The organism is Nitrospiraceae bacterium (assembly GCA_021373015.1).
In the GTDB taxonomy this organism is placed as follows: Bacteria; Nitrospirota; Thermodesulfovibrionia; order Thermodesulfovibrionales; family UBA1546; genus JAJFTJ01.
This window is the reverse complement of sequence record JAJFTJ010000005.1, coordinates 300077-324384: the sequence shown is the minus strand read 5'-3', so window position 1 is coordinate 324384 and position 24308 is coordinate 300077. Positions and strand designations below refer to the sequence as shown.

20 protein-coding genes are annotated in these 24308 nt (G+C 36.6%); 12 read left to right on the top strand and 8 right to left on the bottom strand.

Annotation, left to right across the window (positions count from 1 at the left end; translation table 11 throughout):
- Positions 1-7 precede the first annotated feature (7 nt).
- From LLF28_02940 to LLF28_02915, 6 genes are all read right to left on the bottom strand, one after another.
- Positions 8-2446: an ATP-dependent Clp protease ATP-binding subunit gene (locus LLF28_02940; protein MCE5194403.1), complete on the bottom strand. Its 2439-nt coding sequence runs from the start codon at positions 2444-2446 to the stop codon at positions 8-10.
- Between the two features lie 219 nt (positions 2447-2665).
- Positions 2666-2845, bottom strand: a complete 180-nt coding sequence (locus LLF28_02935; GenBank protein MCE5194402.1) for a twin-arginine translocase TatA/TatE family subunit — start codon at positions 2843-2845, stop codon at positions 2666-2668.
- 59 nt (positions 2846-2904) lie between these two features.
- Positions 2905-3162, bottom strand: coding sequence for a hypothetical protein (locus tag LLF28_02930; protein ID MCE5194401.1), 258 nt, complete (start codon positions 3160-3162; stop codon positions 2905-2907).
- Between the two features lie 71 nt (positions 3163-3233).
- Entirely contained in the window at positions 3234-3647 is a 414-nt protein-coding gene (ndk, locus tag LLF28_02925; protein ID MCE5194400.1) for a nucleoside-diphosphate kinase, read from the bottom strand.
- Between the two features lie 12 nt (positions 3648-3659).
- The gene (mdh, locus tag LLF28_02920; protein MCE5194399.1) at positions 3660-4586 is read right to left on the bottom strand and encodes a malate dehydrogenase; all 927 of its coding nucleotides are present in this window, start codon (positions 4584-4586) and stop codon (positions 3660-3662) included.
- Positions 4587-4662: 76 nt separating this feature from the next.
- Positions 4663-4866 carry a cold-shock protein gene (locus tag LLF28_02915; GenBank protein ID MCE5194398.1) on the bottom strand — a complete coding sequence of 68 codons (204 nt, stop codon included), beginning with the start codon at positions 4864-4866 and terminating at the stop codon, positions 4663-4665.
- 184 nt (positions 4867-5050) lie between these two features.
- Here LLF28_02915 and tpiA point away from each other — a divergent pair, with 184 nt between their 5' ends.
- From tpiA to acpS, 10 genes are all read left to right on the top strand, one after another.
- The gene (gene tpiA / locus LLF28_02910; GenBank protein MCE5194397.1) at positions 5051-5800 is read left to right on the top strand and encodes a triose-phosphate isomerase; all 750 of its coding nucleotides are present in this window, start codon (positions 5051-5053) and stop codon (positions 5798-5800) included.
- On the top strand, positions 5797-6153 hold the full coding sequence (gene secG / locus LLF28_02905) for a preprotein translocase subunit SecG (protein MCE5194396.1): 357 nt from the start codon (positions 5797-5799) through the stop codon (positions 6151-6153). Before tpiA ends, secG begins: the two co-directional genes overlap by 4 nt.
- 329 nt (positions 6154-6482) lie before the next feature.
- On the top strand, positions 6483-7805 hold the full coding sequence (locus LLF28_02900) for an ammonium transporter (GenBank protein ID MCE5194395.1): 1323 nt from the start codon (positions 6483-6485) through the stop codon (positions 7803-7805).
- A 30-nt stretch (positions 7806-7835) separates the two neighbouring features.
- On the top strand, positions 7836-9431 hold the full coding sequence (locus LLF28_02895) for a peptide-binding protein (protein MCE5194394.1): 1596 nt from the start codon (positions 7836-7838) through the stop codon (positions 9429-9431).
- Between the two features lie 21 nt (positions 9432-9452).
- Positions 9453-11930, top strand: a complete 2478-nt coding sequence (gene glnD, locus LLF28_02890; GenBank protein MCE5194393.1) for a [protein-PII] uridylyltransferase — start codon at positions 9453-9455, stop codon at positions 11928-11930.
- Positions 11909-15829 (top strand): translocation/assembly module TamB, encoded by a 3921-nt coding sequence (locus tag LLF28_02885; GenBank protein ID MCE5194392.1) that lies wholly within the window; start codon positions 11909-11911, stop codon positions 15827-15829. The genes glnD and LLF28_02885 overlap by 22 nt, the downstream gene beginning before the upstream one ends.
- Positions 15826-18480 carry an outer membrane protein assembly factor BamA gene (gene bamA, locus LLF28_02880; protein MCE5194391.1) on the top strand — a complete coding sequence of 885 codons (2655 nt, stop codon included), beginning with the start codon at positions 15826-15828 and terminating at the stop codon, positions 18478-18480. Before LLF28_02885 ends, bamA begins: the two co-directional genes overlap by 4 nt.
- 27 nt (positions 18481-18507) lie before the next feature.
- Positions 18508-19008, top strand: coding sequence for a SurA N-terminal domain-containing protein (locus LLF28_02875; protein ID MCE5194390.1), 501 nt, complete (start codon positions 18508-18510; stop codon positions 19006-19008).
- Positions 19009-19125: 117 nt separating this feature from the next.
- Complete coding sequence (locus tag LLF28_02870) at positions 19126-19836, top strand: pyridoxine 5'-phosphate synthase (protein MCE5194389.1); 711 nt, start codon at positions 19126-19128, stop codon at positions 19834-19836.
- The gene (gene acpS / locus LLF28_02865; protein MCE5194388.1) at positions 19833-20204 is read left to right on the top strand and encodes a holo-ACP synthase; all 372 of its coding nucleotides are present in this window, start codon (positions 19833-19835) and stop codon (positions 20202-20204) included. Before LLF28_02870 ends, acpS begins: the two co-directional genes overlap by 4 nt.
- Positions 20205-20245: 41 nt before the next feature.
- Here the strand turns inward: acpS and LLF28_02860 are convergent, their stop codons facing one another.
- Both LLF28_02860 and LLF28_02855 read right to left on the bottom strand, forming a co-directional pair.
- Positions 20246-21481, bottom strand: a complete 1236-nt coding sequence (locus LLF28_02860; protein MCE5194387.1) for a diguanylate cyclase — start codon at positions 21479-21481, stop codon at positions 20246-20248.
- A gap of 11 nt (positions 21482-21492) precedes the next feature.
- Positions 21493-22419 (bottom strand): sulfite exporter TauE/SafE family protein, encoded by a 927-nt coding sequence (locus LLF28_02855; GenBank protein MCE5194386.1) that lies wholly within the window; start codon positions 22417-22419, stop codon positions 21493-21495.
- A 53-nt stretch (positions 22420-22472) separates the two neighbouring features.
- Here LLF28_02855 and LLF28_02850 point away from each other — a divergent pair, with 53 nt between their 5' ends.
- The gene (locus LLF28_02850) at positions 22473-24092 is read left to right on the top strand and encodes an NAD+ synthase (GenBank protein MCE5194385.1); all 1620 of its coding nucleotides are present in this window, start codon (positions 22473-22475) and stop codon (positions 24090-24092) included.
- Between the two features lies 1 nt (position 24093).
- On the top strand, positions 24094-24276 hold the full coding sequence (locus LLF28_02845) for a hypothetical protein (protein MCE5194384.1): 183 nt from the start codon (positions 24094-24096) through the stop codon (positions 24274-24276).
- Positions 24277-24308: the final 32 nt, after the last annotated feature.

The window sequence follows — 24308 nt, the reverse complement described above, 5'->3', positions numbered from 1 at the left end:
GGGTGTCTTATACACCGGAAAGCACCTGGGATTCTTCTGCCTCAATAAAGGTCGGGGTTTCAGCCTCGATAATAACTTTTATTTTATTTATATTTTTAAATCTGCCCTTCAAAAGTTCTTCTGAGAGTGGATCCTCAATAACTTTCCGGACAGCTCTTCTCATAGGCCTTGCACCGTAATTAGGCTGATAATTGTTTTTCAGTATCCATTCTTTTACTGCCTGATCTACATCAATTAAGAGTCCTTGTTCAATCAGCTGTTTGTTGGTTTCTTGTATCAGCAGGTCAATAATTGAGAGCAGATGTTCTTTTTCTAAGGGATGGAAAACAACTATCTCATCCACACGATTGAGAAATTCAGGATTAAAAGTCCTCTTGAGTTCATTGAGAACATTATCTTTAATCTTCTGATACAAATCCTCATTAGTGGTTTTCTGGAAGCCCATAGGTGTTGATTTTTCTATGATCCTTGCGCCTACATTCGAGGTCATTATTATTACAGTATTTTTAAAATCAACTTTTCGGCCATAGCTGTCAGTCAGAACTCCTTCATCTAATACCTGAAGCAGAATATTGAACACGTCAGGATGAGCTTTTTCTATCTCATCGAAGAGAACTACGGAATATGGTTTTTTTCTTATTTTTTCTGTAAGCTGACCGCCTTCTTCATATCCCACATATCCGGGAGGAGCGCCTGTTATCTTAGAAACATTGAATTTCTCCATATACTCTGACATGTCGATTTTTACTAGCGCATTTTCGTCATTGAACATGAATCCAGCCAGGGCTTTTGCTAATTCTGTTTTCCCAACTCCAGTAGGTCCCAAAAAGAAGAATGAACCTATTGGTTTATTTCTGCTTTTTAATCCAGCTCTCGATCGTCTTATTGCCTTAGAAACAGCCTTGATTGCAGGGTGCTGCGCTATAATTCTTGAGTGAAGCGAATCTTCCATCCTCAATAGCTTTTCAGATTCTTTCTCTTCAAGCCTGAGCAAGGGGATGCCTGTCATCTTCGAGACAGTGTAGGTAATATCATCTTCCATAACAAAAGGAATGTCTTTAGTTAAATTATTTTTCCATTGTTTTGTTATGTGTTCGTGTATTTTTTTAAGCTTGTCTTCTTCAATGCGGACTCCTGCAGCTTTCTCAACATCATGAAGTTTTACGTATAAATTCTTTTCTCTGGAAAGTCTTGAAATCTCCTGCTCCAGGTCTTTAAGCTCACAGGGAGGTGTGTAGCGTTTAAGTTTTACCCTGGCGCCTGTTTCATCAATAACATCAATCGCCTTATCAGGCAGATATCTTTCTGTAATATATCTGTCGGAGAGTTTGGCTGCAGACACTACGGCTTCATCGCTGATTTTTATCTTGTGGTGGTTTTCATATCTGCTCTTTAGCCCATTTAGTATTTGTATGGTTTCATTAATTGTTGGAGGTTCAATATATATGGGCTGGAATCTTCTTTCAAGTGCACCGTCTTTTTCAATGTGTTTCCTGTATTCGTCAGGCGTTGTTGCGCCTATACACTGCATTTCGCCTCTGGACAAGGCGGGTTTTAACATGCTTGATGCATCCACAGAACCTTCTGCCGCACCAGCTCCGACCAGTGTATGTAATTCATCTATAAAAAGAATGATATTGTCTGAATGAGCGATTTCTTTCATTACGATTTTTAATCTTTCCTCGAATTGTCCTCGATATTTTGTTCCGGCAATGAGAGCGCCGAGGTCAAGAGATATAATTCGCTTGTTCAAAAGATTTTCAGGCACGTCGCCAGTGATAATTTTTTGTGAAAGCCCTTCAACTATTGCTGTTTTTCCTACGCCAGGCTCGCCAATGATTACAGGATTATTTTTTATTCGTCTGCCGAGTATTTGAAGAACGCGTTCTATCTCATCCTCTCTTCCAATAACCGGATCTAATTTCTCTTCTTTTGCCATAAGCGTAAGATCTCTGCCAAACTCATCAAGGGCAGGGGTAGTGCTTCTTTCTTTAATAGTGTGTGGCTGGGCGCGCATTGAAAGATTAATTGCGAGCTGTCTTGCAGCAAGGAGATTAGCGCCAAGCCCGCGGAGAGTTCTTCCTGCAATACCTTCATCTTCCCTGAGAATTCCCAGAAGCAGATGTTCGCTTCCTATATATCCGTGGCCGATGAGACGCGCTTCTTCAACAGAGAGTTCAAGAACTTTTTTTGCACGAGGTGTAAATGGGATATCTCCGAATGTAAGCAAATTTGTTCCGTATGGAAGTTTTCTTTCAATTTCCATGCGGGTTTCTTCTATGGAAATTCCCATTTTTTTTATAATAACAGCGCTTATTCCGTCTTCTTCTCTGAGGAGGGCTAAAATGAGATGTTCAGTTCCAAGATAGTCGTTTTGACGTTTCTCGGCTTCTTCTCTTGCGTAGATAATTACTTTTCTTCCGCGTTCTGTGAACTTTTCAAACATAGTTATAAGCTCCTTCTAAGAAGCTGCCTTGATTTAATTATTGCTGTTTTAAAGTCTGAAAGTCAACATCGTCATTTGTTAGGTGATTTAATAGATTCTATGGTAATAACCGTTTTTGTTATAGACGAGACAAACAGAAATCTAAAAACAACACATGTTGGGATTAGAAACAAAAACGGTTATTACATAATTTTTTTTTGAAAGAGGCGTTCATAAAAACTATTTGCCTTCTATCTTTTTCTTGCCATCTGTATCAGATGCAACTTCTTCCATACCTTTTTTGAATCCCCTTATTGCTTCACCAAGGCTTTTGCCAAGTGACGGAAGCTTGCTTGGTCCAAAAACCAGCAATGCAATAACGAGAACAACAATAATTTCGGGCATTCCTAATCCGAACATGGTACCTCCTGTGAAAATTTTTGCTAAATATAAAAAGTCTGAATAAAAATAAATTAGGATTATGCGGTTGGCGGAGCTCTATTTAAAGAGGGATTCTTATATAAAAAATGATAAATTTCAGTTTTAGATAATACGCTTACATACAGAATTCCTTCGTTGTGGTAAACAACAGCAGAATATTTTGCAGCAATATCAGGCGGACAGTTTGTATCAGTAAGGTCATCATCGTATAGGATTACGCCTAATCCTGCTATTGTGATTAGAGCAAAGCCTGCAAATAAGAGAGAGGTCTTTTTGTTACAAAAAATAAAGTACATTTTTTTTAACCCTGCTTATAATATTACTGCATCTATCTGCTTATTTGCAAGCTCTGATAGTAGTGAGTTATCTATCTAATTTCCAGACTCGAAAAAAAGAACGGGATCTCATAAGAAGCTGATTCCTTTGAATCTGAACCGTGAACTATGTTGCGTTCAATATCAGAAGCAAAATCTTTTCTTATTGTTCCGGGAGCAGCATTTGCAGGATTTGTTGCTCCCATGATATCACGAACCCTTGATATAGCATTTTCAGCTTCAATAACCATAACAACTATATGACCTTCAGACATAAAATCTGTAAGTGCGTTGTAAAAAGGTTTTTCCTTGTGGACAATATAAAAGTTTTTTGCATCATCTTTCGAGAGTTTCAACATTCTCAGTGCTGCGATTCTCAATCCTTTTTTTTCAAATCTTGATATTATTTCTCCAATCACGTTTTTTTTAACTCCGTCAGGCTTTACTATTGATAAGGTTTTTTCCATTTTTATCCTCTGTTATCCTGTTATTTTTAAGATCATATCTCTAACTGCATCGCATGATGACTTAAATTCTGTTTTTTCTTCTTGAGATAATTTTATTTCTATCACCTTTTCTGCTCCATCTCTGCCAAGTATTACCGGAACACCTATGTGTATGTTTTTTTCACCATATTCGCCGTTGAGGAGTACAGCACAGGGCAGTATTCTTTTTTCATCATTTAGGATTGATTTGACCATCTGAAATGTAGCTGCAGCAGGGGCATAATAAGCGCTTCCTGCCTTTAAAAGGCTGACTATTTCAGCTCCGCCGCTTCTTGTTCGTTTTATTAAGGCTTCAATCGCATCTTTGTTAAAAAGCTCTGTTATGGGTATACCTTTTACTGTTGTGAATCTTGGGAGCGGCACCATCTGGTCACCATGTCCTCCAAGCACAAGAGCTTCAATATCTTCCGGCGATGTCTTCATTTCCCATGCAATAAATGTTCTGAGCCTGGCTGAATCAAGTATCCCTCCCATTCCAATAATACGATTCTGTTTAAATCCTGTTGTTTTCCATGCCAGATGAGCCATAACATCCATTGGATTTGTCACAACTATGATAATCCCGTTTAATGATGTTTTTGCAATTTCTGATGCTACCGCCTTGATAACAGCAGCATTTGCATGAAGCAGATCATCACGTGACATGTTGGGTTTTCTTGGCAAGCCGGCAGTAATTACGATGATATCAGAATTTTTAGTGTCAGTGTAACTGTTTGTTCCTTTCACTGATACATGTGAATTCCATAAAGGACATGCCTCGGCTATGTCTAATGCCTTGCCTTGCGGTATGCCTTCTGCAATATCAAAAAGAACAACATCGGCAAGTCCTGATTGAGCAATAAGCTGCGCTGTTGATGCGCCTACATTCCCAGCGCCTATAACTGATACTTTGCTTCTCATTTTTCTCCTCTTGATTTTATAAAAAGATTAAAAAGGTCTGCAAATAAATGCAGACCTTTTATTACGATCGAGAATATTAGAACTTTTCTACATTTGAAGCTTTTGGGCCGCGTTCGCCCTCTACTATATCAAATTTAACCCTCTGACCTTCTGCAAGCGTCTTAAATCCTTCACTTGCAATAGAAGAATAATGGACAAATACATCTGGACCGTTTTCCTGCTGGATGAAGCCGAATCCCTTGCTCTCATTAAACCACTTAACTTTTCCCTCGAAAGACATGCTTCTTTATCCCTCCTTGAAATGAAAATAAAAATTATAGACTTTTATAGCATTTAGATTTTTCATTGTCAAGAAAAATTGACTGCAATGAAATATGGTTGTTTTTTGACATATTCAGGTGAGATATGGTATTTCTACTTGTGATATATGATAAAAACCTTTTTATTTTTACAGGAGAGAGACAATGCGTAAACCTTTTATTTCTGCAAACTGGAAGATGAATAAAACAATCAACGAGACCAAGGAATACTTCAGGGAATTTATACCTTCTGTAAATAATTTAACTGACAGGGAAATAATAATAGCACCTTCTTTCACATCTCTTAGCATTGCGTCTGAACTAGTAAGAGATACAAATATAAAACTTGCTGCTCAAAATATTTTCTATGAAGAAAAAGGCGCATTCACAGGCGAGATATCTCCTGCAATGCTTTTGAGCTGCGGTTGCACGTATGTTATTGTGGGCCACTCAGAAAGGCGACAGTATTTCAATGAGACAGACGAAATTGTAAACAAGAAGGTTAGTGCATCAAACAAAAATGGACTTAAAGTTATAATGTGCATCGGAGAGTCTCTGGAACAGAGAGAGTCGGGCGAGACTTTTGAGGTATTAAACAGGCAGATAGAAAATGGGCTGAAGAATATAAGCTCTGATAATATTGTAACTGCATATGAGCCTATATGGGCAATAGGCACTGGTAAAACAGCCACAATTGAACAGGCGCAGGAAGCTCATGCACATATAAGAGCTAGGCTGAAAATTTTGTATGGAAAAAAAGCTGATGAAATCCGTATAATATATGGCGGCAGTGTTACTCCGGAAAATGTAGATGCGCTGATGTCCTGCAATGATGTGGATGGCGCACTTGTTGGCGGAGCTAGCCTAAAGCCGGGAACCTTTACAAGGATAGTTAAATTTATGGGGGTAAAATGACAGCATTGCTTTTGATAGCACATATAGTTGTATCATTGTTTTTAATATTTATCGTTCTGCTTCAGAGCGGTAAAGGCGCAGAACTCGGAGCTGCATTTGGCGGTTCAAGCCAGACACTTTTTGGAAGCCGCGGCGCAGCAACTTTTTTCAGCAAGATTACGACAATTGCTGCAGTAGTTTTTATGCTGACGTCCCTGATGCTTGCAATTATTTCATCAAAAGGCAGTTCTGTTATTAAAAATATACCTGCAAAGGCTGATATGCCTGTACAGACTCCGGCAGCCCAGGGCGGAGGTTTTCAGCCTGTGCAACCACAGCAGCAACAGACACCTGCAGTCCCAGCTCAAAAATAATGAGCGATTGGCTGGTGATATTAGAAATCATAGTTCTCTGGCTGGTTTTGCAGTTTGTTGTTTTTCCTAAACTAGGAATACAGACCTGAATACCTAAATCTCCAAAGAGGTCGGGAACCTCAGACAAGACATCAGACAAAGAGCTCTGATACAAAAATAATTTCAACAGTTCCTATTTTCTTTTCTGCTTAAAATTTAGACAATGAATGCTTTTATTTCATACAAATATTTTGAATTCACCTGCAAAACTCCTTGTTTCACTTCAATTTTCTTCTGGCACGATACCTGCAATTAATGATAATTAAAAAAGAATATTGTGGAGGTCAATAATGAAAACTATACTTGCGGTTCTAGTGATAGCTTGTTTTTTTTCAATAGGGAATGCATTTGCTGAGCAGTCAGCACAGAATGCAGCAGCCTCAATCTCAAATATAAATACAGGCGATACAGCATGGGTGCTTACATCAACAGCGCTTGTTATGTTAATGACACCAGGCCTTGCGCTTTTTTATGGCGGTATGGTGAGACGAAAAAATGTACTTGGCACAATAATGCATAGTTTCATTGCCATAGCTGTTGTTACAATTCAGTGGATTTTTATCGGTTACAGTCTTTCTTTTGGTCCTGATGTGAAAGGAATTATCGGTAATCTTGAATGGTTCAGCCTGAATAATGTGGGAATCAGCCCGAACCCAGACTATGCTCCTACGGTGCCTCATATGGCTTTTATGATATATCAGGCTATGTTTGCAGTAATAACCCCGGCTCTAATAAGCGGAGCTTTTGCAGAACGAATGAAGTTTTCTGCTTTCCTCGTTTTCACTCTTTTCTGGTCAACTATTGTCTATGACCCTGTTGCGCACTGGGTATGGGGCAATGGCGGATGGCTAAAAAATCTTGGTGTGCTGGATTTTGCAGGAGGAGTTGTTGTTCATATAACATCAGGTATCTCAGCGCTTGCAGCAGCTATAGTTATTGGCAAGAGAAAAGGATATATGCGCGAGACAATGGCGCCTCATAATCTCCCGATGACAGTGCTCGGAACTGGTTTGTTATGGTTTGGCTGGTTTGGTTTTAACGGAGGCAGCGCTCTTGCATCAGGAGGATTAAGCACAATTGCTTTTGTTACTACACATATTGCTGCTGTGTCAGCAACTCTTGCATGGGTAATTGTAGAGTGGCTTCATAGGGGAAAACCAACAATGCTAGGTGCAGCAACCGGTTCTATTGCAGGACTTGCAACTATAACACCAGCTTCAGGTTTTGTTGGTCCAATGCCAGCGCTTGCAATAGGTTTGTTAGCAGGAGCAGGGTGTTATTTTGCATTGAGTAAAAAAGGAAAGCTTGGTTATGACGATTCTCTGGATGCTTTTGGAGTTCATGGAATTGGAGGCATTATCGGGACAATCGGCGCAGGCTTGTTTGCGCAGAAACTTATAAATTCAACTGGAGCAGACGGATTGTTTTTCGGTAATACAAATCAGCTTTGGATTCAGTTTCTAGCTATAGCAGTGGTTGCTGTATATTCGTTTGCTATAACTCTGGGACTTCTTAAGTTTTTAGACCTGACAATAGGTTTGAGAATTTCTGAGGAAGACGAGGTTATGGGTCTTGACTTAAGTCAGCATGAAGAAAGCGGCTATACCTCATAAGGCTTTCTGGTCTGTGCTAAAATATATGTTATGAGTATAACTTGCAGGTTAATCGCAGGTCTGATATTAGTAGTTTCGATTTATTCTTGCGCTAACGAACCAGAGGTCAAAAATCCCGATGCTATAACAATAGGATCGCTTGCTGATGCAAAGAGATTACTGCCTTTGCTTGCATCTGACAGTGCTTCTGGTGACATAAGCAACAGAATATTTAACGGATTAACAAAATACGACAAGAATATAAATATAACTGGTGACTTGGCACATTCATGGGATATATCTCCCAGTGGTCTTCAGATAACTTTTTATTTGAGAAAAGGTGTACTCTGGCATGACGGAATTGAATTAACATCAGACGATGTAGTCTTTACTTACAACACTGTTACAAATCCAAAAGTTCCAACACCATATGTCAGCAATTACGGGCCTGTTGACAAAGTCAAAGCTCTTGACAGATATACTGTTAGAGTCACTTATAAAGAGCCTTATGCGTCTGCATTAGAGTCATGGGGCATGGGAATTATACCTAAACATATACTTGATGGAAAAGACATAAGTTCCCAATATTACAATAGAAATCCAATAGGAACTGGACCATACAAACTTAAGGAATGGGTTACAGGTCAAAAGATTGTTCTAGAAGCTTTTGACAGGTATTTTGAGGGAAGAGCAGGCATAGATAAATACGTAACAAGGATTATACCTGATAATTCAACGATGTTTCTCGAACTAAAGTTCGGCGGAATAGATGTTATGAACTTGACTCCTCCCCAATTTAAACTTCACGCACGAACAGATTTTTTTAAAAAATATTTTCAAGGATTCAGATACCCGTCTTTTGGTTATACATATCTTGGATATAATCTGCTTGATCCCAAGTTTGCAGACAAGAGGATCAGGCAGGCTATTACATATGCAATTAACAAGAAGGATATTATAGACGGAGTTCTTCTTGGTTATGGAAGTCCTTGCACAGGACCTTTCCCTCCTGAATCATGGGCATACAATCAAGATGTAAAAGACCTGGAATATAATCCCGGCAAATCGCTTGAATTATTTGCCGAAGCAGGATGGAAAAAAGGAAAAAGCGGACTACTTGAGAAAGACGGAAAAATTTTTTCATTCACACTCTTAGTAAATCAAGGCAATGATGCAAGAATAAAAACTGCTCAGATAATGAAGGAAAATCTTATCCAAATCGGTGTTGAAATGAATATTAATGTTCTGGAATGGCAGGCTATGCTGCATGAGTTCATAGATAAAAAGAAATTTGAGGCCGTTATTATGGGATGGTCATTATCCAGAGATCCTGATCTGTACGACATATGGCATTCGTCAAAAATAAAAGAGGGAGAATTTAATTTTATCTCATATAAGAATGAGGAGGTTGACAGACTTTTGATAAAAGGAAGACATGTGTTTGACATAGAGAAAAGAAAAAAAATTTATCACAGAATTCATGAGATACTTGCTGAAGATCAGCCTTACACCTTTCTTTATGTGCCTGATGCTCTACCGGTACTTCATAAACGATTTAAAGGCGTTGAGAAAGCTCCATTGGGGATATGGTATGACTTTATACACTGGCGCGTGCCGAAGAATAAAATGGATTGGTACACGCCATAAGATTCTGTAGTATCATAATGCATGGACCTTCTCAGTGAGATCAGTGAACTGTTTGATAAATCAAACGGCAGAGAATTAACTGCTTTATACACAAAAAAAACAGACGATCTTCTCATCAATATCTTCAATTCAATCAAATCAAAAAACCCTATTGTGCTTATTGCAGTTGGCGGATATGGCAGGGCAGAACTCGCTCCTTTTTCTGATATTGATATAATGTTTTTCGCAAAAGACAAATCTGATTCAAAAAAAGTTGAAACAGTTCTTTATCAGCTGTGGGATAAGGGGCTGACAGTCGGCCATTCATTCAGAACTGCTGAAGAGTGCATTATAGAAGCCAAGAAAGACATTCGCACTCATACATCTTTGCTTGAATCCAGATTTATTGCAGGAGACAAAGAGCTTTATGACTATTTTACTGATAAAGTTTATTCGGAAATAGCATATAAGAATCAAAAAAGTTTTATAAAAGCAAAACTTTCAGAAATGGCTAAAAGGCATATTGATTACGGAGGTTCTGTTTTTTTGCTCGAACCAAACATAAAAGAAGGACAGGGCTGTCTTAGGGATGTGCATACAGCACTATGGCTTTCGAATGTTGTATTAAGACTTAACAAGCTTGAGCAGCTTGCAGGCGTAATAGAGAAGAATGAATTAAGAAGGTTCCTCAAGGCTTATGATTTTCTTCTGAAAATCCGATTTTGCCTTCATATCATCAATGAAAGAAAAAATGATTCTCTTTCTTTTAATCTGCAATCCAGTGTTGCTCTTAAACTTGGATTTAGAGATTCTAAAAAATTTCTTGGTTCAGAAAGATTTATGAGGTATTTTTATCTTAAGGCAAATGTTATTAAAGCGGTTACAAAAAGTCTGATAGAAGCATGTGTTGCTAAGAAGTTTTTTGTGCAAAGGAGATTTTTTAATAGTCTTATAAAGAAACGCATAACTGACAATTTTTATCTATGCACCAATGTAATTGCACATTATCAGCAGGATTTGTTCAGAAAAGAACCATGGAGAATAATTGAAGCATATTATGTTTTTTCTAAGACAGGCAGGGACTTCAGTAAAAGCCTCAGATATGAAATAAAGCAGAATCTTTTTTTAATAAATAAAAAAATCAGGAATTCTTCTAGGGCAGCAGCCTGCTTTATCAAAATTTTGAAGAGTGATAGAGTCTATGAAACTCTTAATCTTATGCATGAAACAGGAGTGCTTGGAAGATTCATACCTGAATTCGGAGCGCTGAGATCGCTTGTTGTGTATGAACCTTATCACAGATATACTGTTGATGAGCATACTCTTATTGCTATAAAAAATCTCGAGCTTTTGAGAAACACAAAATTCAAAAACCTTGAATATCTTTCGAAAATAATTAATGGACTTGAAGAAAAAGAAATATTGTTTATGGCGCTTCTTTTCCATGATATTGGAAAGGCAGCAGGGAGATATCATCAAGGAGAAGGATACAGAATAATAAAAAATATTTTAGAGCGGTTTAACATCCGGACTGATAAACGACAGAGGATAGAATTTCTCGTGAAGAATCATATTCTGATGTCTTTATTAGCCTTAAAAAGAGAAATAGAAGATACTGAACTAATATCTCAATTTGCTGATGCAGTTAGTGACGAAGAAAGTCTTAAGTCAATATATCTTATGACTTATGCTGACATGTCTGCTGTTAACCCAGGATTCTGGACCGAATGGAAGGCATATCTCTTAAACGATCTGTTTGATCATACACTTAACTATCTCAAGGGCATAAGAAGGAATACCCAGAAACATATTAATAAAATATTATCTTCATACATTGGCACAGATAAAAAAGAATTAGACAAATTCATTAAACAGATGCCTGACAGATATATGATCTCAACATCCATAGAAAAGGTATATTCTGATTTTAAACTTGTTTCTCAATTAAAAAATGATATTTTTACAGTTGAGATTAATTCCAAAACTGATTCATTAACAGAGATAATTATTGCAACGTGGGATAGGCCAGGTCTTTTCTCAAAAATTGTGGGATTTCTATCATCAAAATGGCTTAATATTGTTAGTGCAAGGCTATATACCGGGACGAATGGTCTTGTTATCGATAAGATTCAAATTTCAAACTGGAAAGAGCTGTGGTGGGATGGGATGGATGATACTATTAAGAAGGGATTGAGAACCTCTATCTTTGAGGATTTAATTTTTGATCTAACATATTCACGTAAAGAATCTGTTAGCATATTCGGGGTGTTTGTAGAGATAGATAATGAGACTTCCAGTGACAGTACAATAGCTGAATTTTTTTCTACAGACAGGTTGGGACTTTTATATGATGTATCAAATCTTTTTCTAGAAAAAGGGCTGAATATCATATCTGCTAAAATAAATACTGAACTAGGTATTGCTCAGGATACATTTTACATACAGGATGCTGGCAAAAAACTTGATGGGATTAAAACTTTTGATCTGGTTTCTTCAATATGGGAAAAACTAAAAAGATAATTTATATATCAACCGGCTTTTTGCTGCTGTTTACAGTTATCTTTATTTTGAGAGGTCCATACATATCAAATGCATTTAAGAAAGCAATCCTTCCTGAACTTGAAAATATTACAGGAAGAAAAGTAATAGCACAACAGATATACCTTAATATTTTCCCGTTGTTTATCGAGGCCAAAGGACTCAAGGTCTTTGATGAAAAAGGAAATAAAATCTTAACTGCTGAAAGAGCAAAGGCATATATAGGGCTGTCAAATATCCTGAAAAAAGAGATTTCGATTAAAAAAATTGTGATTAAAAAACCGGAAATTTGGACTGATGAAGAACAGATCGATGACATATCTGGAAAAATTAAAGAATATATAAATAAAAAAATAAAAAGCAAATTCAAGATAAAACTGAATCTGATGCAAGTTCAGGAAGGAATATTTGTTTTTGATTATCCTGAATATGACACTGTCTTGAACGGCAAGGGACTGAGCGGCGAATTTGTATTCGACGAAGTTCCGATTTTAAAAGCCAAGATAAAAGAATTCAGTATTAATGCAGAAAATATTCCTGATCTCAGATACGAACTTAACACAATGTTGCTTTTCAAGGATGAGAATATTGATGTAAGGAATTTGAGCCTGCGAATTAATGGGTCAGAAATTAAGAGTGAAGGATACTATTCAATGGAGAACAGCGGGTTATTTAAAACAAATGCTGATCTTTTGATTGACTCTATAAAAAAAGTTTTGAATCTTAAAAATAGAGGCGAGGGTAAAATTTCTGCAAGAGGCTACGTAAAGCTTGAGGAAGGCAAGCCTTTTGTAGATTTTAAAATAAAGGGCAGCTTTTATCTCCAGACAATAATGGAGATGTTTAAAATAAAGGAAAGATTGGAAGGCTGGCTTACAGTAGATACGAAAATAAGCGGAGCACTGTCTGATATTAAGGGCGAAGGTGAGGCAAGACTTAGAAATGGGAATCTTTTTGATGTAGATATAACAGATCTTAAGTGTAAGGTTATTTACAAAGATGGATATTTGAATTTTAAAGAAGGGAAGGGCGAGCTATACGGCGGCAAGGGAGAAGCAGAGCTGCTGCTTAAGATGCCTGATATACAGCATTACACCCTTAAGGTCAAGTTTGAGGATGTAGATGGTCCTTCTGCATTCAAGCTTGTAGGGTTATCCCCGGGTTTTTCAGAAGGCAGAGCTAAGGGAGAGTTATATACCTCAGATACAGAGTTCAATCCTGTTGGATGGTTTGATTATGAATCCAGCAAGACTGGTAAAGATTTCGCCAGCAGAATTAAAAAAATAAAGGGCAAGTATAAAGTTCTTGGCGATACACTAACCTTAGACGATGTAGTTGCAAACACAGACAGGACATCTATTGATATTAAAGGCAGTATCACCCTTTCTGCTTCTATCCTGAATCTTGACGGTAATCTGAAAACAGACGATATGTTGGATATATCATCACCATATTTCACCAGAACACAAGGAATCGGAGAAGCAGCATTTAAAATACTTGGCACTTTTGACGATCCTCTTTTGAAGGGTTTTTTGAAGTTAAATTCAGTTTATCTTGACAAATTATTTATCGGAAATGTTTTCAGCGAAATATCTTATAGAAAAAAACTTCTAGAAATATCAGAATTGACTGCAGAAAGCAAAAATCAGCTGTACATTATTACCGGGAATATAAGATTCGATCATGCGAAAAATCTTTTTGATTTTAATCAGCCTTTTTATAATCTGTCAGTTTCTATGAATAACGCAGATTTAGAAAAGCTAACCGAGATTTTTTATAAAAAGCTCCCTGTTAAGGGCAGAGTTAAAGCTGATATTAAGATAAAAGGCGAAGGTTCCAATCCTGAGTTTTCCGGTTATGCAGCTGCTTCTGAGCTTGATTTGTATTCGATGCAGATTGATTCAGTATCAACAGGATTTAAGTATGATCACAAAAATGTGGTCATCGATAATGCAGTAGTAAAGAAAAATGGCTCTCTCTTGTCATTCAGCGGGAGAATGAATGATAACAAAAATTTTTCATATAAATTATTCTCGGAAAAATTAGTGCTAAAGGATTTTGGAATTAAATGTCTCCCATCTGACTCAATATTCCGTATAGTATCCGATGGAAAGGGCACATTAGACAATCCTGAAATAAATTTTACTTCGACACTTTCAGGAGGAACCTTTAAAGGGAAACCGCTCGGCAGCGGAATGATAAGCGCTTTTGTAAAAAATAAAATTGTAAATGTAGATATATCTCTTTTCAATAAAAAAATAAAAATAATCGGGAAAGCTTATCTGGATGAGAAACTGCCGTGGAATATTAATATTGATGTGGGTAGCGGAAGATATGATTTCATGCTTGTTGAATTCCTTAAGGATGTTCCTGACGATTTATTGCTCAACTTAAAAGGACACGCTGAGCTGTCAGGGACAAGAAATACTATTTCTGGCTCTGCAGTAATAGATCAGATCAATATTGCTCTGTTCGGCCAAAGTTTTTCAAACATAACAGCTCTGGAATTTGGAATCTCGAATAAAAAAATTACTTTCCCAGTGTTTGAAATAAGGAGCGGAACATCTGCATTCAATACGAGCGGGAATATTGAAATCGGGCGCTCATACAACATTGCACTGGAAGGCAGTTCTTCGCTTTCTCCTCTCAAGGCCTTTTCACGAAATATTTCTGTGCTAAGAGGCGACTCTGAGTTCACTTTGAGTATTACCGGTGAATGGGGAAAACCACATCTAAACGGAAGTCTCTGGATAACCGATGGTCAATTTGCGTTAAGGGAATTTCACCAAAGAATAAGTTCTATAGAAGGTAATTTTTATTTTGATGAAGACAAGATAACCATGCAAAGGCTTTCAGGCAAGATTGGCGGAGGAAACATTAACGCTTCAGGTTTTATATACTTGAACGGTTTTGAAATAAAAAGATTTTATCTCGATACAAAACTTGAAAATATCACTACAGCTATCTCTAAAGATTTCTTGGCTAATTTTAATGGAAGTATCTTTTATAAAGGGACGCTTGATTTGCAAAAAATCACTGGTGATTTAAGATTGAACAGGGCCAGCTACAAAGAAAGGGTTGAATGGAAAAGCTGGCTTCTGAAGGCAAAGCCCAAAGAAAAAACAAAAACAGAATTAACAAGATTTGAAAAAGCAGGCCTTAATATAAAGATATCAGGAGAAAATAATATTATTGTTGATAATAATATTGCACGAACACAGCTGAAAGTTGATACTGTTCTAAGGGGGACTGTAGGGCATCCCTTGCTCTTCGGGAGAATCGAATCAAAAGGCGGCAAGGTATACTTCAGGAATAATGAATTTAAAGTGCTTAGTGCTAGCGCTGATTTTACTGATCCCAACAGGATAAATCCGTTGATGGAGATTGTTGCCCAGACAAGTGTTAAGGGTTATAACATTAATCTTTCATTAGAAGGTCAGATAGAGAGGTTCACTTTGTCTTTAGTTTCTGATCCGCCGTTGGAAGAGACAGATATTCTCAGCTTGCTTACAGTAGGTCAGATAGGAAAACAAACAAAAGGGCTGGAAGGCGGTATAGGAGCTGGTGAGGCAGCAGGTTTTCTAACCGGGAAGACCCAGGATATTATTGAGGACAGAATGAAAAATTTAACAGGATTTGACAGAATTCAGATAGACCCTTATATTTCTAAAACAACTGGTACTATAGGTCCAAGAATTACTGTTTCGAAAAAACTTTTAGGCGACAGGCTTTTTGTTACTTACTCGTCAGCTGTTGGCTCGACAGAAGAACAAATATTGTCATTGGAATATTTGCTTGGGAAAAATGTGTCATTAATTGGAGCTAAAGACGAAAGAGGAAGCGTTGGCGGTGACATTAAATTCAGGTTTGAGTTTAAATGATTAGAATAATAATTTTTTCTATCATATTAGTGTTTTTTATCCCTGTTCAGGCAGATTGTGCTGTTATCAAGAAGATAGATATTCAGGGTTTATATTCAATAAGCAGGGAAGAATTCCTTGACATCCTTAATATAAAAGAGAATATTGAACTTAACTCTGCTGCTATCCGAAACGGGATAAGGCTTGCATTTCGCAAGGGAATATTCGAAGACATATCCGTAGAATTTGATTCCGACAAATCAATATTAAAGATAAATGCCAGAGAAAGAGATATTATTGACAATATATATATTACTGGTAATGACCGCATAAAGAAAAAAACCATTCTTGGAGATTTTTATTTTAAGGAAGGTCAGTCAATGAGATATGACTTGATAGAGCGTTCAGTGACAGAGCTTAAAAAATCCCTATCTCAGAGAGGATTCCCTCACGCAGATATAAAGATGTTTACGAAAAAAACAAAAAATCCATACCGTGTTAATCTTTTTTTGACTATAAATGAAGGCGTGCCTGAGATAATAAAAAGTATTGTTATTTATGGCCCAACAGAAGCAAGAGATTTAATGAAATTAACTGAAGGCGACATATATGATCAGACTAAAGTCAGCAAAGACCTGGACAGAATTAAAACATATTACAAAAATAATAATTACATCAATCCTTCTGTGGGTCCGTATCATTTTTCTTCAGATGGAGAATTAGGCATTGATGTTAACCCTGGCAATAGAATCGAAATATTGTTTTTGGGAAATGACTCTGTGAGTGCAAAAGAATTAATTAAAGAAGTTCCTTTTTTCGATGCAGAGGATTTCAGGGATGACCTTGTTGAAGAAGTAGTTTCTAGAATAAGTTCTTTATATCACACCCATGGCTATCCTTCAGTGCAGGTCGCACCTGTTATTTCTAAAACTGAAAATATTATTAAAATCAGTTTCTTTATACATGAAGGACGGCAAATCACAATTAATAATGTTGAATTTAAGGGCATAACACTGCCTGCCACGAAACTCAAGGAGATTATGTCTCTGAGAGAGGGGGAGTTGTATAACTCGGATTTTATTGATCCCGACGTGAAAACACTTACAGAGCTGTATAATGCGCTTGGTTATCTGGATGTAAACATAAGCGATCCTGAAATTAAAATTAAAGATAACTTGGCAGATATATATATTGTTATAAATGAAAATGCGAGAATCTCTATCGAGAGCATTGAAATAAAAGGTTCCAAACTTGTCACAAAAGACGAGATTAATAAAGCTATTCTGCTAAAACCAGGAGATCCTTACAATGAAGTGGATGTTTCAGACACAAGATACAAGATTATAGATTTATATGGGAATCGCGGTTTTGTAAACACAAAGATTGATATAAAACAGGAGATTTCAGATAAAGGAGTAAAAATTATTTTTGAGATCAGTGAAAAACCACCTGCTTTTTTCGGCTCAACTGTGATTAGCGGAAATTCAACAACAAACTATGAGGTAATAAAAAGAGAAATAAGATTTGAAAGAGGTTCTCCTTTTAGTTATGGTCTTTTGAATAAAACACGCCAGCGGTTGTATAAACTTGGTCTTTTTAATGATGTTGACATGGAGTCTATAGACAGGGATGACAATATTAAAGACACTCATATCAAATTGAAGGAAGGAAATGCCGGTGCTGTTGATTTTGGTCTGGGTTATGGAGACTATGAAAAACAAAGGGGATTTTTTGAAATAAGTTATAGAAATCTCTTTGGCATGAACCGTCTGATATCATTCAGGACAGAGCTAAGCACCCTGGAAGAAAGGTTTATCGTAAATTATATTGAGCCATGGTTTTTAGAATCCGATACGCCATTTAGAGTTATATTTCTGAAAGAAAGTAAAACAGAAAAAAATTTCGAAACAAAAGATATTCTGTATAAAATTGAAAGATATAGCGCAAGCGCTGGATTTGAAAAGAAGTTCACTGATAAATTTAAAAGTGAACTTTTTTATGATTTTTCTTTAGTAAAAACATATGATGTAATGCCGGATGTGATTTTGACAAAAGAGGATACAGGCACCCTTGTAATTAGTTCTATAAGGCCGGGGATAGCTTATGATTCCAGAGATAATCCATTTGACCCAAGAAAGGGAATGCTCGCCGGAATATCCCTGAAGGCAGCATCAAATTACATTTTTTCACAAACGGATTTTATAAAAATTATTTTAAATTTTAGCGCCTATCAAGAGATAAGCAGAACCTTTGTTTTAGCAGCATCTCTTAAGACCGGTATTGCAGAAGGTTATGGAGACACGACTGACTTGCCTTTAGTTGAAAGGTTTTTTCTTGGCGGACGCACGACAGTTCGCGGTTATGAGCAAGACATGCTTGGACCCAAGGGGACCAATAATTCCCCTATCGGTGGTAATGCATTCTTTCTTGCAAATTTTGAATTGAGAACCTCAATCACGAAAAGTTTTGGTATAGTTACGTTTCTTGATGGCGGTAATGTTTGGGCAAGGGCTAATGATATGAACCTATCAGGTCTGAAATATACTACAGGACTTGGACTTCGCTATTATACCCCTGTTGGACCGGTAAGACTTGATTATGGATACAAACTTCAAAGAGAAACAGGAGAGAGTTCAGGAGCAATACATTTCAGTATTGGCCATGCATTTTAATTGATATGATTGTTAAGGAGATGTCTTTTGAATAAGAATTATATTTTATTTGTTTTTGGTTTTTTGTTCTTTGTTTTGTGTTGTACTGCACATAGCGAGCTCATTGACAGAATTGTTGCATTTGTTGACGATAGGGCAATACTGCTTAGCGAGCTTGAAGAGACCTATAAGGACACTAAAAAAATTAAATCTGATATAACGATTGAAGAAGTTCTTAACACATCAATCAACAGAATATTGCTTTTGAGAGAAGCGAAAAAACTTAGAATTGAAGCGCCAACAAAAGATGCAGTACTTCAGGAATATATAGAGTTGAAACTAAGAACATTTATCAAGGTGACAGAAGAAGACATCAAAGATTTTTTTGAAAAAAACAAAAAAGAGTTCGGCAACTCTCCTTTAGATGAAGTAAGGGATAAGATTGAAAATTATATAATTGAAAATGAAGTTAACTTAAGGCTCAAAAAACATATAGAAGACCTGAAATCAAAAGCATACATAAAAATACAGCTAAACGAACAAAAATAAACTTAAAGATGAAAAATATAGGCGGCAGGAACATCTAATGCTTCAAACAAACAAAACAACAATTGCATTACACGAGTATTTAGGGGTAGTATTTTATACTTATAAGGAGAAAGATAAATGATTCTTGGAGTTAATGTTGATCATGTTGCAACCGTAAGAAATACAAGGAATGCTTTTGAACCCGATCCTGTAATGGCAGCAACCATGTCAGTACTTGGCGGAGCTGATGGGATTACAGTACATCTAAGAGAAGATAGAAGGCATATAAAAGACAGAGATTTAAGGATTCTTAGAGAGGTTGTGCTTCTGGAATTGAATCTTGAGATGGCTGCTACAAAGGAGATGGTAGAGATTGCCATAAGGACAAAACCTGATCTTGTTACCCTTGTGCCTGAAAAAAGAGAGGAGCTTACTACAGAAGGCGGATTGGATGTACAAAAGCAAAAAACAAGGTTAAAAAATATTGTAAGTGTGATTAATGACGCAGGCATACCAGTAAGTCTTTTTGTAAATCCATTGATTGATGATGTAGATGTATCTAAAGACATTGGGGCTCAGATGGTTGAAATACATACAGGTCTTTATGCAAACGCAAAAGGAGAAAGAAAAGAAAAAGAACTCATAAAAATAAAAAAAGCAGTCAGAGACAGTATGACTCTTGGTTTAAAGGCTAATGCCGGACATGGTCTTGATTATTCCAATGTCAGGCAAATCGCAGATATTAATGACTTGAGGGGCTTATACATAGGACATAGTATTATCTCCAGAGCTGTGCTAGTTGGAATTGAAAGGGCAGTAAAAGAGATGAAGGAAATAATAAAAAGATGATTTATGGCATTGGGATAGACATTGTAAAAATTGAACGAATGAAATCTGTAGTTGAGAAATGGGGGGGCAGGTTTCTTAAAAAAGTTTTCACAAAAGTTGAGATTAATTATTGTTATGAGAAGAAGAATCCTCATCTTTCTTTTGCTGTTCGTTTTGCTGCTAAAGAAGCTTTTATAAAAGCTATTGGTGCTGAAATAGCAATCCCGCTTACTGATGTCGAAATAATAAATGCAGAAAACGGAAAGCCTTGTATAAATATGAACGGAAAACTTGGGGGGTTTTTAAAAAACAAAGGAATCAACGGTGTTCTTCTTAGTCTGAGTCATGAAAAAGAATACGGAGTTGCATGTGTTGTACTTGATAAATAACTTGCCTCAATGCTGCAAAAGGGTTTAGACTTAATAAGTTTTTATATTGTTTCAGTTCTGTCTCTTCCAAGTTTTTTTGCTTTATAGAGTCCATCATCAGCTTTTTTGATAATATCATCTAGGGTTTTATCAACAGACGAGAGGCTTGAAACGCCTATGCTTACGGTAATATTAAGATTATGCGCAGGTTCTTTTTCAAGGTGAAAGGGTTCCTTTATTTTTAATCTTATTTTTTCTGCTATAACCATGGCTTCTTCGAGTTTGGCGTCAGGCAGGACAATAAAAAATTCATCTCCTCCGTAACGTCCGAGTATGTCGTATATACGAACTGAATTTTTTATTCTGCTGGCAACAGAGATTAAAATTTTATCTCCGACAAGATGACCGGATTTATCATTGACTGATTTAAAATTATCTATATCAACAATAATCCCGCTTAAATTCTTTTTTAATCTTTTGGCTCTTTCAAACTCTTCTGCGAATCTTGTCATCAAATGTCGTCTGTTGTGTATTGTTGTCAGGTCATCTGTTGTTGCTAACTCCCTGATTTTCCTTTGACCCTTAAGTATCTTTTTCATAAGTCTTTCTGTAAAGATATAGATAAGTGTTAACAATAACGAGATAGTTAATACAGCAAAGATAGTCATTTTGGTCGCATTTGATTTAAGCTTTTTCTGAACCTCTTCAATATCAAACGTTACGCTGATTCCACCTCTTATTTCGCCTATTTTATATCTTTGTTTTGCATGACATTGCAAGCACGATTCTTCTATCAAAAGAGGAGCCATGTACCTGAAATGAATTCTGTTGTTTATGAACTCATTTTTATAAAATTCAATTTCTCCTCTCTCAAAGCGAAACAGGGCATCTGTTTCAAAAGAATCCGGCTTGTTGTTTGGATTGAGAAGTTTGAGGCTTGTAATGCGAAACTTGAATAGTCCTTCTTTTTCAGCATATTCTGATATTTCTCTTGTCATTAATGCAGGATTTTTATTCGTATAACTTTTCCCATTAGCTGCCTGGATGTCAGGATTATCTAAATAGGGATTTGATTCAACGCCTTTCTTTTTTTCAACATATACACCGCCGTAATGTGCATTCCATTTTCTGGTTAATACAATGCCGTTGAATAGTGTCCGCGCCTGCGCGAGTTTTTCTTCATTAATCAGTTCTTGGATCCTTACAGTGATAAACCAGAACATGCCTGATAAAATGACAGCGATAACAATGCTTGTTGAATAAATGAATGTTTTATAAATTTTTGATTCTCTTGCCATGAATTATTCTACTATAGCAAGACCTGTAAAATACATCTAAGAGCTATTAAAAAAATAAATATTCCCAGCACTGGTTTTATTATATGTTCTGGAACATATTTCTGAAGTCTTGCTCCGGTATACATGCCTATAAGCCCTCCAATTCCAAAAATAAGCCCTAATGGCCAGTCAGGTGCTGTTTGAATATCTGTTTGCAATGGAACAGTGCTGTAAAAAATTACCCCTGCTGCTGAGGCTAAAAAAGCTCCTAATAATGAAGCTCCTGCAACTGTGTGCACAGGCAGCCTAAAAAGTGCTATGCATATTGGAGATATCATTGCTCCACCGCCAATTCCATAAGCTCCACCAGCAATGCCTATAATTAAAGATGCTGATATCATTGAAACAGTACTGAATGAATATTGCTTATTGCAGAACTCATACTCAATTTTTGAAGCATTAAATTGAGTTGTTTTAACGACTAAGTCTTTTTCTGAAATAAACTGCTGCTTCTTTTGTTTCGAGATGTTCTCTTCACAATCTGTTTTTTTAAATAAAACTCCATGTAAAATTATTACGCTTATATAAAGGAGCACCAGCCCTACAAAAACACTAAAACTCTTTGTGTCAGACAGATAAAATATTCGAATATAATAACCTATAAAAATGCCAGGCAGTGTTCCGATAGTTATTGTTAAAGCAAGAGGCCAGACCATTCTGCCTTCTTTTATGTAGCGGTAAATACCGCCAGGAGTGGCGATAATATTAAAAATAAAATTAGTGGCGCTTGCCGAAGGCCCTGAAAAATTAAAGAAGAACATCTGGAATGGCAGTAAAAGAAATGCCCCTGCAATTCCTGCCATGGATGTAAAAAATGAAATCAGCATGCCGGCAAAGAACGGTATGAAGGCATATGTCTTTACTGACGAAACAGAGAAAAATACATATAAAAAATCCATGTGATATTATAACTTAACTTTACAAAGTTGAAGCCTTAAATTATTATTTATCTATGAAGACATTACGCATTGCGCTTGCACAGATTAATCCAATTGTTGGAGATATTGAAGGCAATACATCCAAAATATGCGATTACATGGAAAAGGCAAAACAATTTGGAGCCAAAATAGTCGTTTTTCCTGAACTTGCAATAACAGGTTATCCCCCAGAAGATCTTCTCCTTAAAAAACATTTTATTAATGACAATCTCAATGCCCTTGATCGCATAAACAAAAATACTGACAATATAACTGCAATAATCGGTTTTATTGACAGCAATAATGGAATTTATAATTCAGCTGCAATTCTCAGCAATCAAGTTTTGATTGGTAAATATCACAAAACATATCTCCCTAACTATGGGGTTTTTGATGAATTTCGTTATTTTAAGGCTGGAACAAGCACCCCAGTATATAAAACTGAAGATATAACTATAGGAATTAATATATGTGAGGACATATGGAGTGAGCAGGGGCCTGTAAAATCTCAAGCAGCTCAAGGTGCAAAACTTATTTTTAATATAAGCGCATCGCCCTATCATATGGGCAAGATTCTTTTAAGAGAACAAATGCTCTCATCAAGGGCAAGCGAAAACAAGGTTGTTATTGCATATCTCAATACAGTTGGCGGCCAAGACGAGCTGGTTTTTGATGGAGGCAGCTTAATAGTAAATGAAAAGGGATTGACAATAGCAAGGGCGAGACAGTTTGAAGAAGAGATGGTTGTTAAGGATTTAACATTCCCAATGGAAGTAATTGAAAATATCTCCGCTTGCAAATTGTCGATTGAAGAAGAAGTTTACAAGGCACTTGTGCTTGGGACAAGCGACTATGTTAAAAAAAATGATTTTAAAAAAGTTGTAATAGGGATCAGCGGCGGGATAGATTCAGCGCTTGTTGCATCAATTGCTGCTGATGCAATAGGCAGGGAAAATGTGATCGGTGTTTTTATGCCGTCTAAATTCACATCAAAAGAGAGCAATGAAGATGCAAAGGAACTTGCTAAAAATCTATGTATAAAAATCTTAGAAGTACCTATAGATGCAATATTCAAAAGTTATCTTAAGATTCTAAACGTAGAATTCAACAAGACTACCGTGGATATAACTGAAGAGAATCTTCAGGCTAGAATCAGAGGCAATATTCTCATGGCTTTTTCTAATAAGTTTGGGTGGTTGGTTCTTACAACTGGCAATAAATCTGAAATGAGCGTTGGTTATGCCACTCTTTACGGAGATATGGCAGGAGGATTTGCTGTTATAAAAGATGTCCCAAAAACCCTTGTATATGATTTATGCAGATGGAAAAATTTTAATGAGGGCAGGGCGGCAATACCAAACAGAGTAATAACAAAGGATCCCTCCGCAGAACTGAAGCCAGAGCAGAAAGACTCGGACACCTTACCGCCGTATGCTTTGCTTGATCCAATACTTAAAGCATATATCGAAGATGACAAAAGCTTTGAGGATATTATTTCAGAAGGATACGACAAGGAATGTGTTGAGAGAGTTATTAAAATGGTTAATAAAAGTGAATACAAGAGGAGACAATCTCCGCCTGGAATTAAGATAACGCCTAAAGCATTTGGAAAGGATAGAAGATTTCCTATTACAAATAAATACAGGAGTTATTAACATGGATGAATTAAGAGAATGTATAAACTGTAATTATCAAAAAGGGTTTAACATTTTTTTTAAACGAACAAAAGGCAAGATCAAGATATGCTTGGTTTGTTCAAACTGCGGACAGTCATATGACCTTGACTGGATAACAACAAACATCAAGGATTTTAAGACAGAAAAAGGCCTTATGTTTTAATCTGCATTCAGTTTAACTTAGAAAATAAAATT

Excerpts from the sequence above, each read along its gene's own strand:
- glnD (MCE5194393.1), top strand. The coding sequence starts at position 9,453 with ATGGACCTTCTCAGTGAGATCAGTGAACTGTTTGATAAATCAAACGGC.
- acpS (MCE5194388.1), top strand. The coding sequence starts at position 19,833 with ATGATTTATGGCATTGGGATAGACATTGTAAAAATTGAACGAATGAAA.
- LLF28_02915 (MCE5194398.1), bottom strand. The coding sequence starts at position 4,866 with ATGTCTTTCGAGGGAAAAGTTAAGTGGTTTAATGAGAGCAAGGGATTC.
- ndk (MCE5194400.1), bottom strand. The coding sequence starts at position 3,647 with ATGGAAAAAACCTTATCAATAGTAAAGCCTGACGGAGTTAAAAAAAAC.
- LLF28_02930 (MCE5194401.1), bottom strand. The coding sequence starts at position 3,162 with ATGTACTTTATTTTTTGTAACAAAAAGACCTCTCTCTTATTTGCAGGC.
- LLF28_02940 (MCE5194403.1), bottom strand. The coding sequence starts at position 2,446 with ATGTTTGAAAAGTTCACAGAACGCGGAAGAAAAGTAATTATCTACGCA.
- bamA (MCE5194391.1), top strand. The coding sequence starts at position 15,826 with ATGATTAGAATAATAATTTTTTCTATCATATTAGTGTTTTTTATCCCT.
- LLF28_02870 (MCE5194389.1), top strand. The coding sequence starts at position 19,126 with ATGATTCTTGGAGTTAATGTTGATCATGTTGCAACCGTAAGAAATACA.
- LLF28_02850 (MCE5194385.1), top strand. The coding sequence starts at position 22,473 with ATGAAGACATTACGCATTGCGCTTGCACAGATTAATCCAATTGTTGGA.
- LLF28_02855 (MCE5194386.1), bottom strand. The coding sequence starts at position 22,419 with ATGGATTTTTTATATGTATTTTTCTCTGTTTCGTCAGTAAAGACATAT.
- mdh (MCE5194399.1), bottom strand. The coding sequence starts at position 4,586 with ATGAGAAGCAAAGTATCAGTTATAGGCGCTGGGAATGTAGGCGCATCA.
- LLF28_02845 (MCE5194384.1), top strand. The coding sequence starts at position 24,094 with ATGGATGAATTAAGAGAATGTATAAACTGTAATTATCAAAAAGGGTTT.
- LLF28_02860 (MCE5194387.1), bottom strand. The coding sequence starts at position 21,481 with ATGGCAAGAGAATCAAAAATTTATAAAACATTCATTTATTCAACAAGC.
- LLF28_02895 (MCE5194394.1), top strand. The coding sequence starts at position 7,836 with ATGAGTATAACTTGCAGGTTAATCGCAGGTCTGATATTAGTAGTTTCG.
- secG (MCE5194396.1), top strand. The coding sequence starts at position 5,797 with ATGACAGCATTGCTTTTGATAGCACATATAGTTGTATCATTGTTTTTA.
- LLF28_02900 (MCE5194395.1), top strand. The coding sequence starts at position 6,483 with ATGAAAACTATACTTGCGGTTCTAGTGATAGCTTGTTTTTTTTCAATA.
- LLF28_02885 (MCE5194392.1), top strand. The coding sequence starts at position 11,909 with ATGGGAAAAACTAAAAAGATAATTTATATATCAACCGGCTTTTTGCTG.
- tpiA (MCE5194397.1), top strand. The coding sequence starts at position 5,051 with ATGCGTAAACCTTTTATTTCTGCAAACTGGAAGATGAATAAAACAATC.
- LLF28_02935 (MCE5194402.1), bottom strand. The coding sequence starts at position 2,845 with ATGTTCGGATTAGGAATGCCCGAAATTATTGTTGTTCTCGTTATTGCA.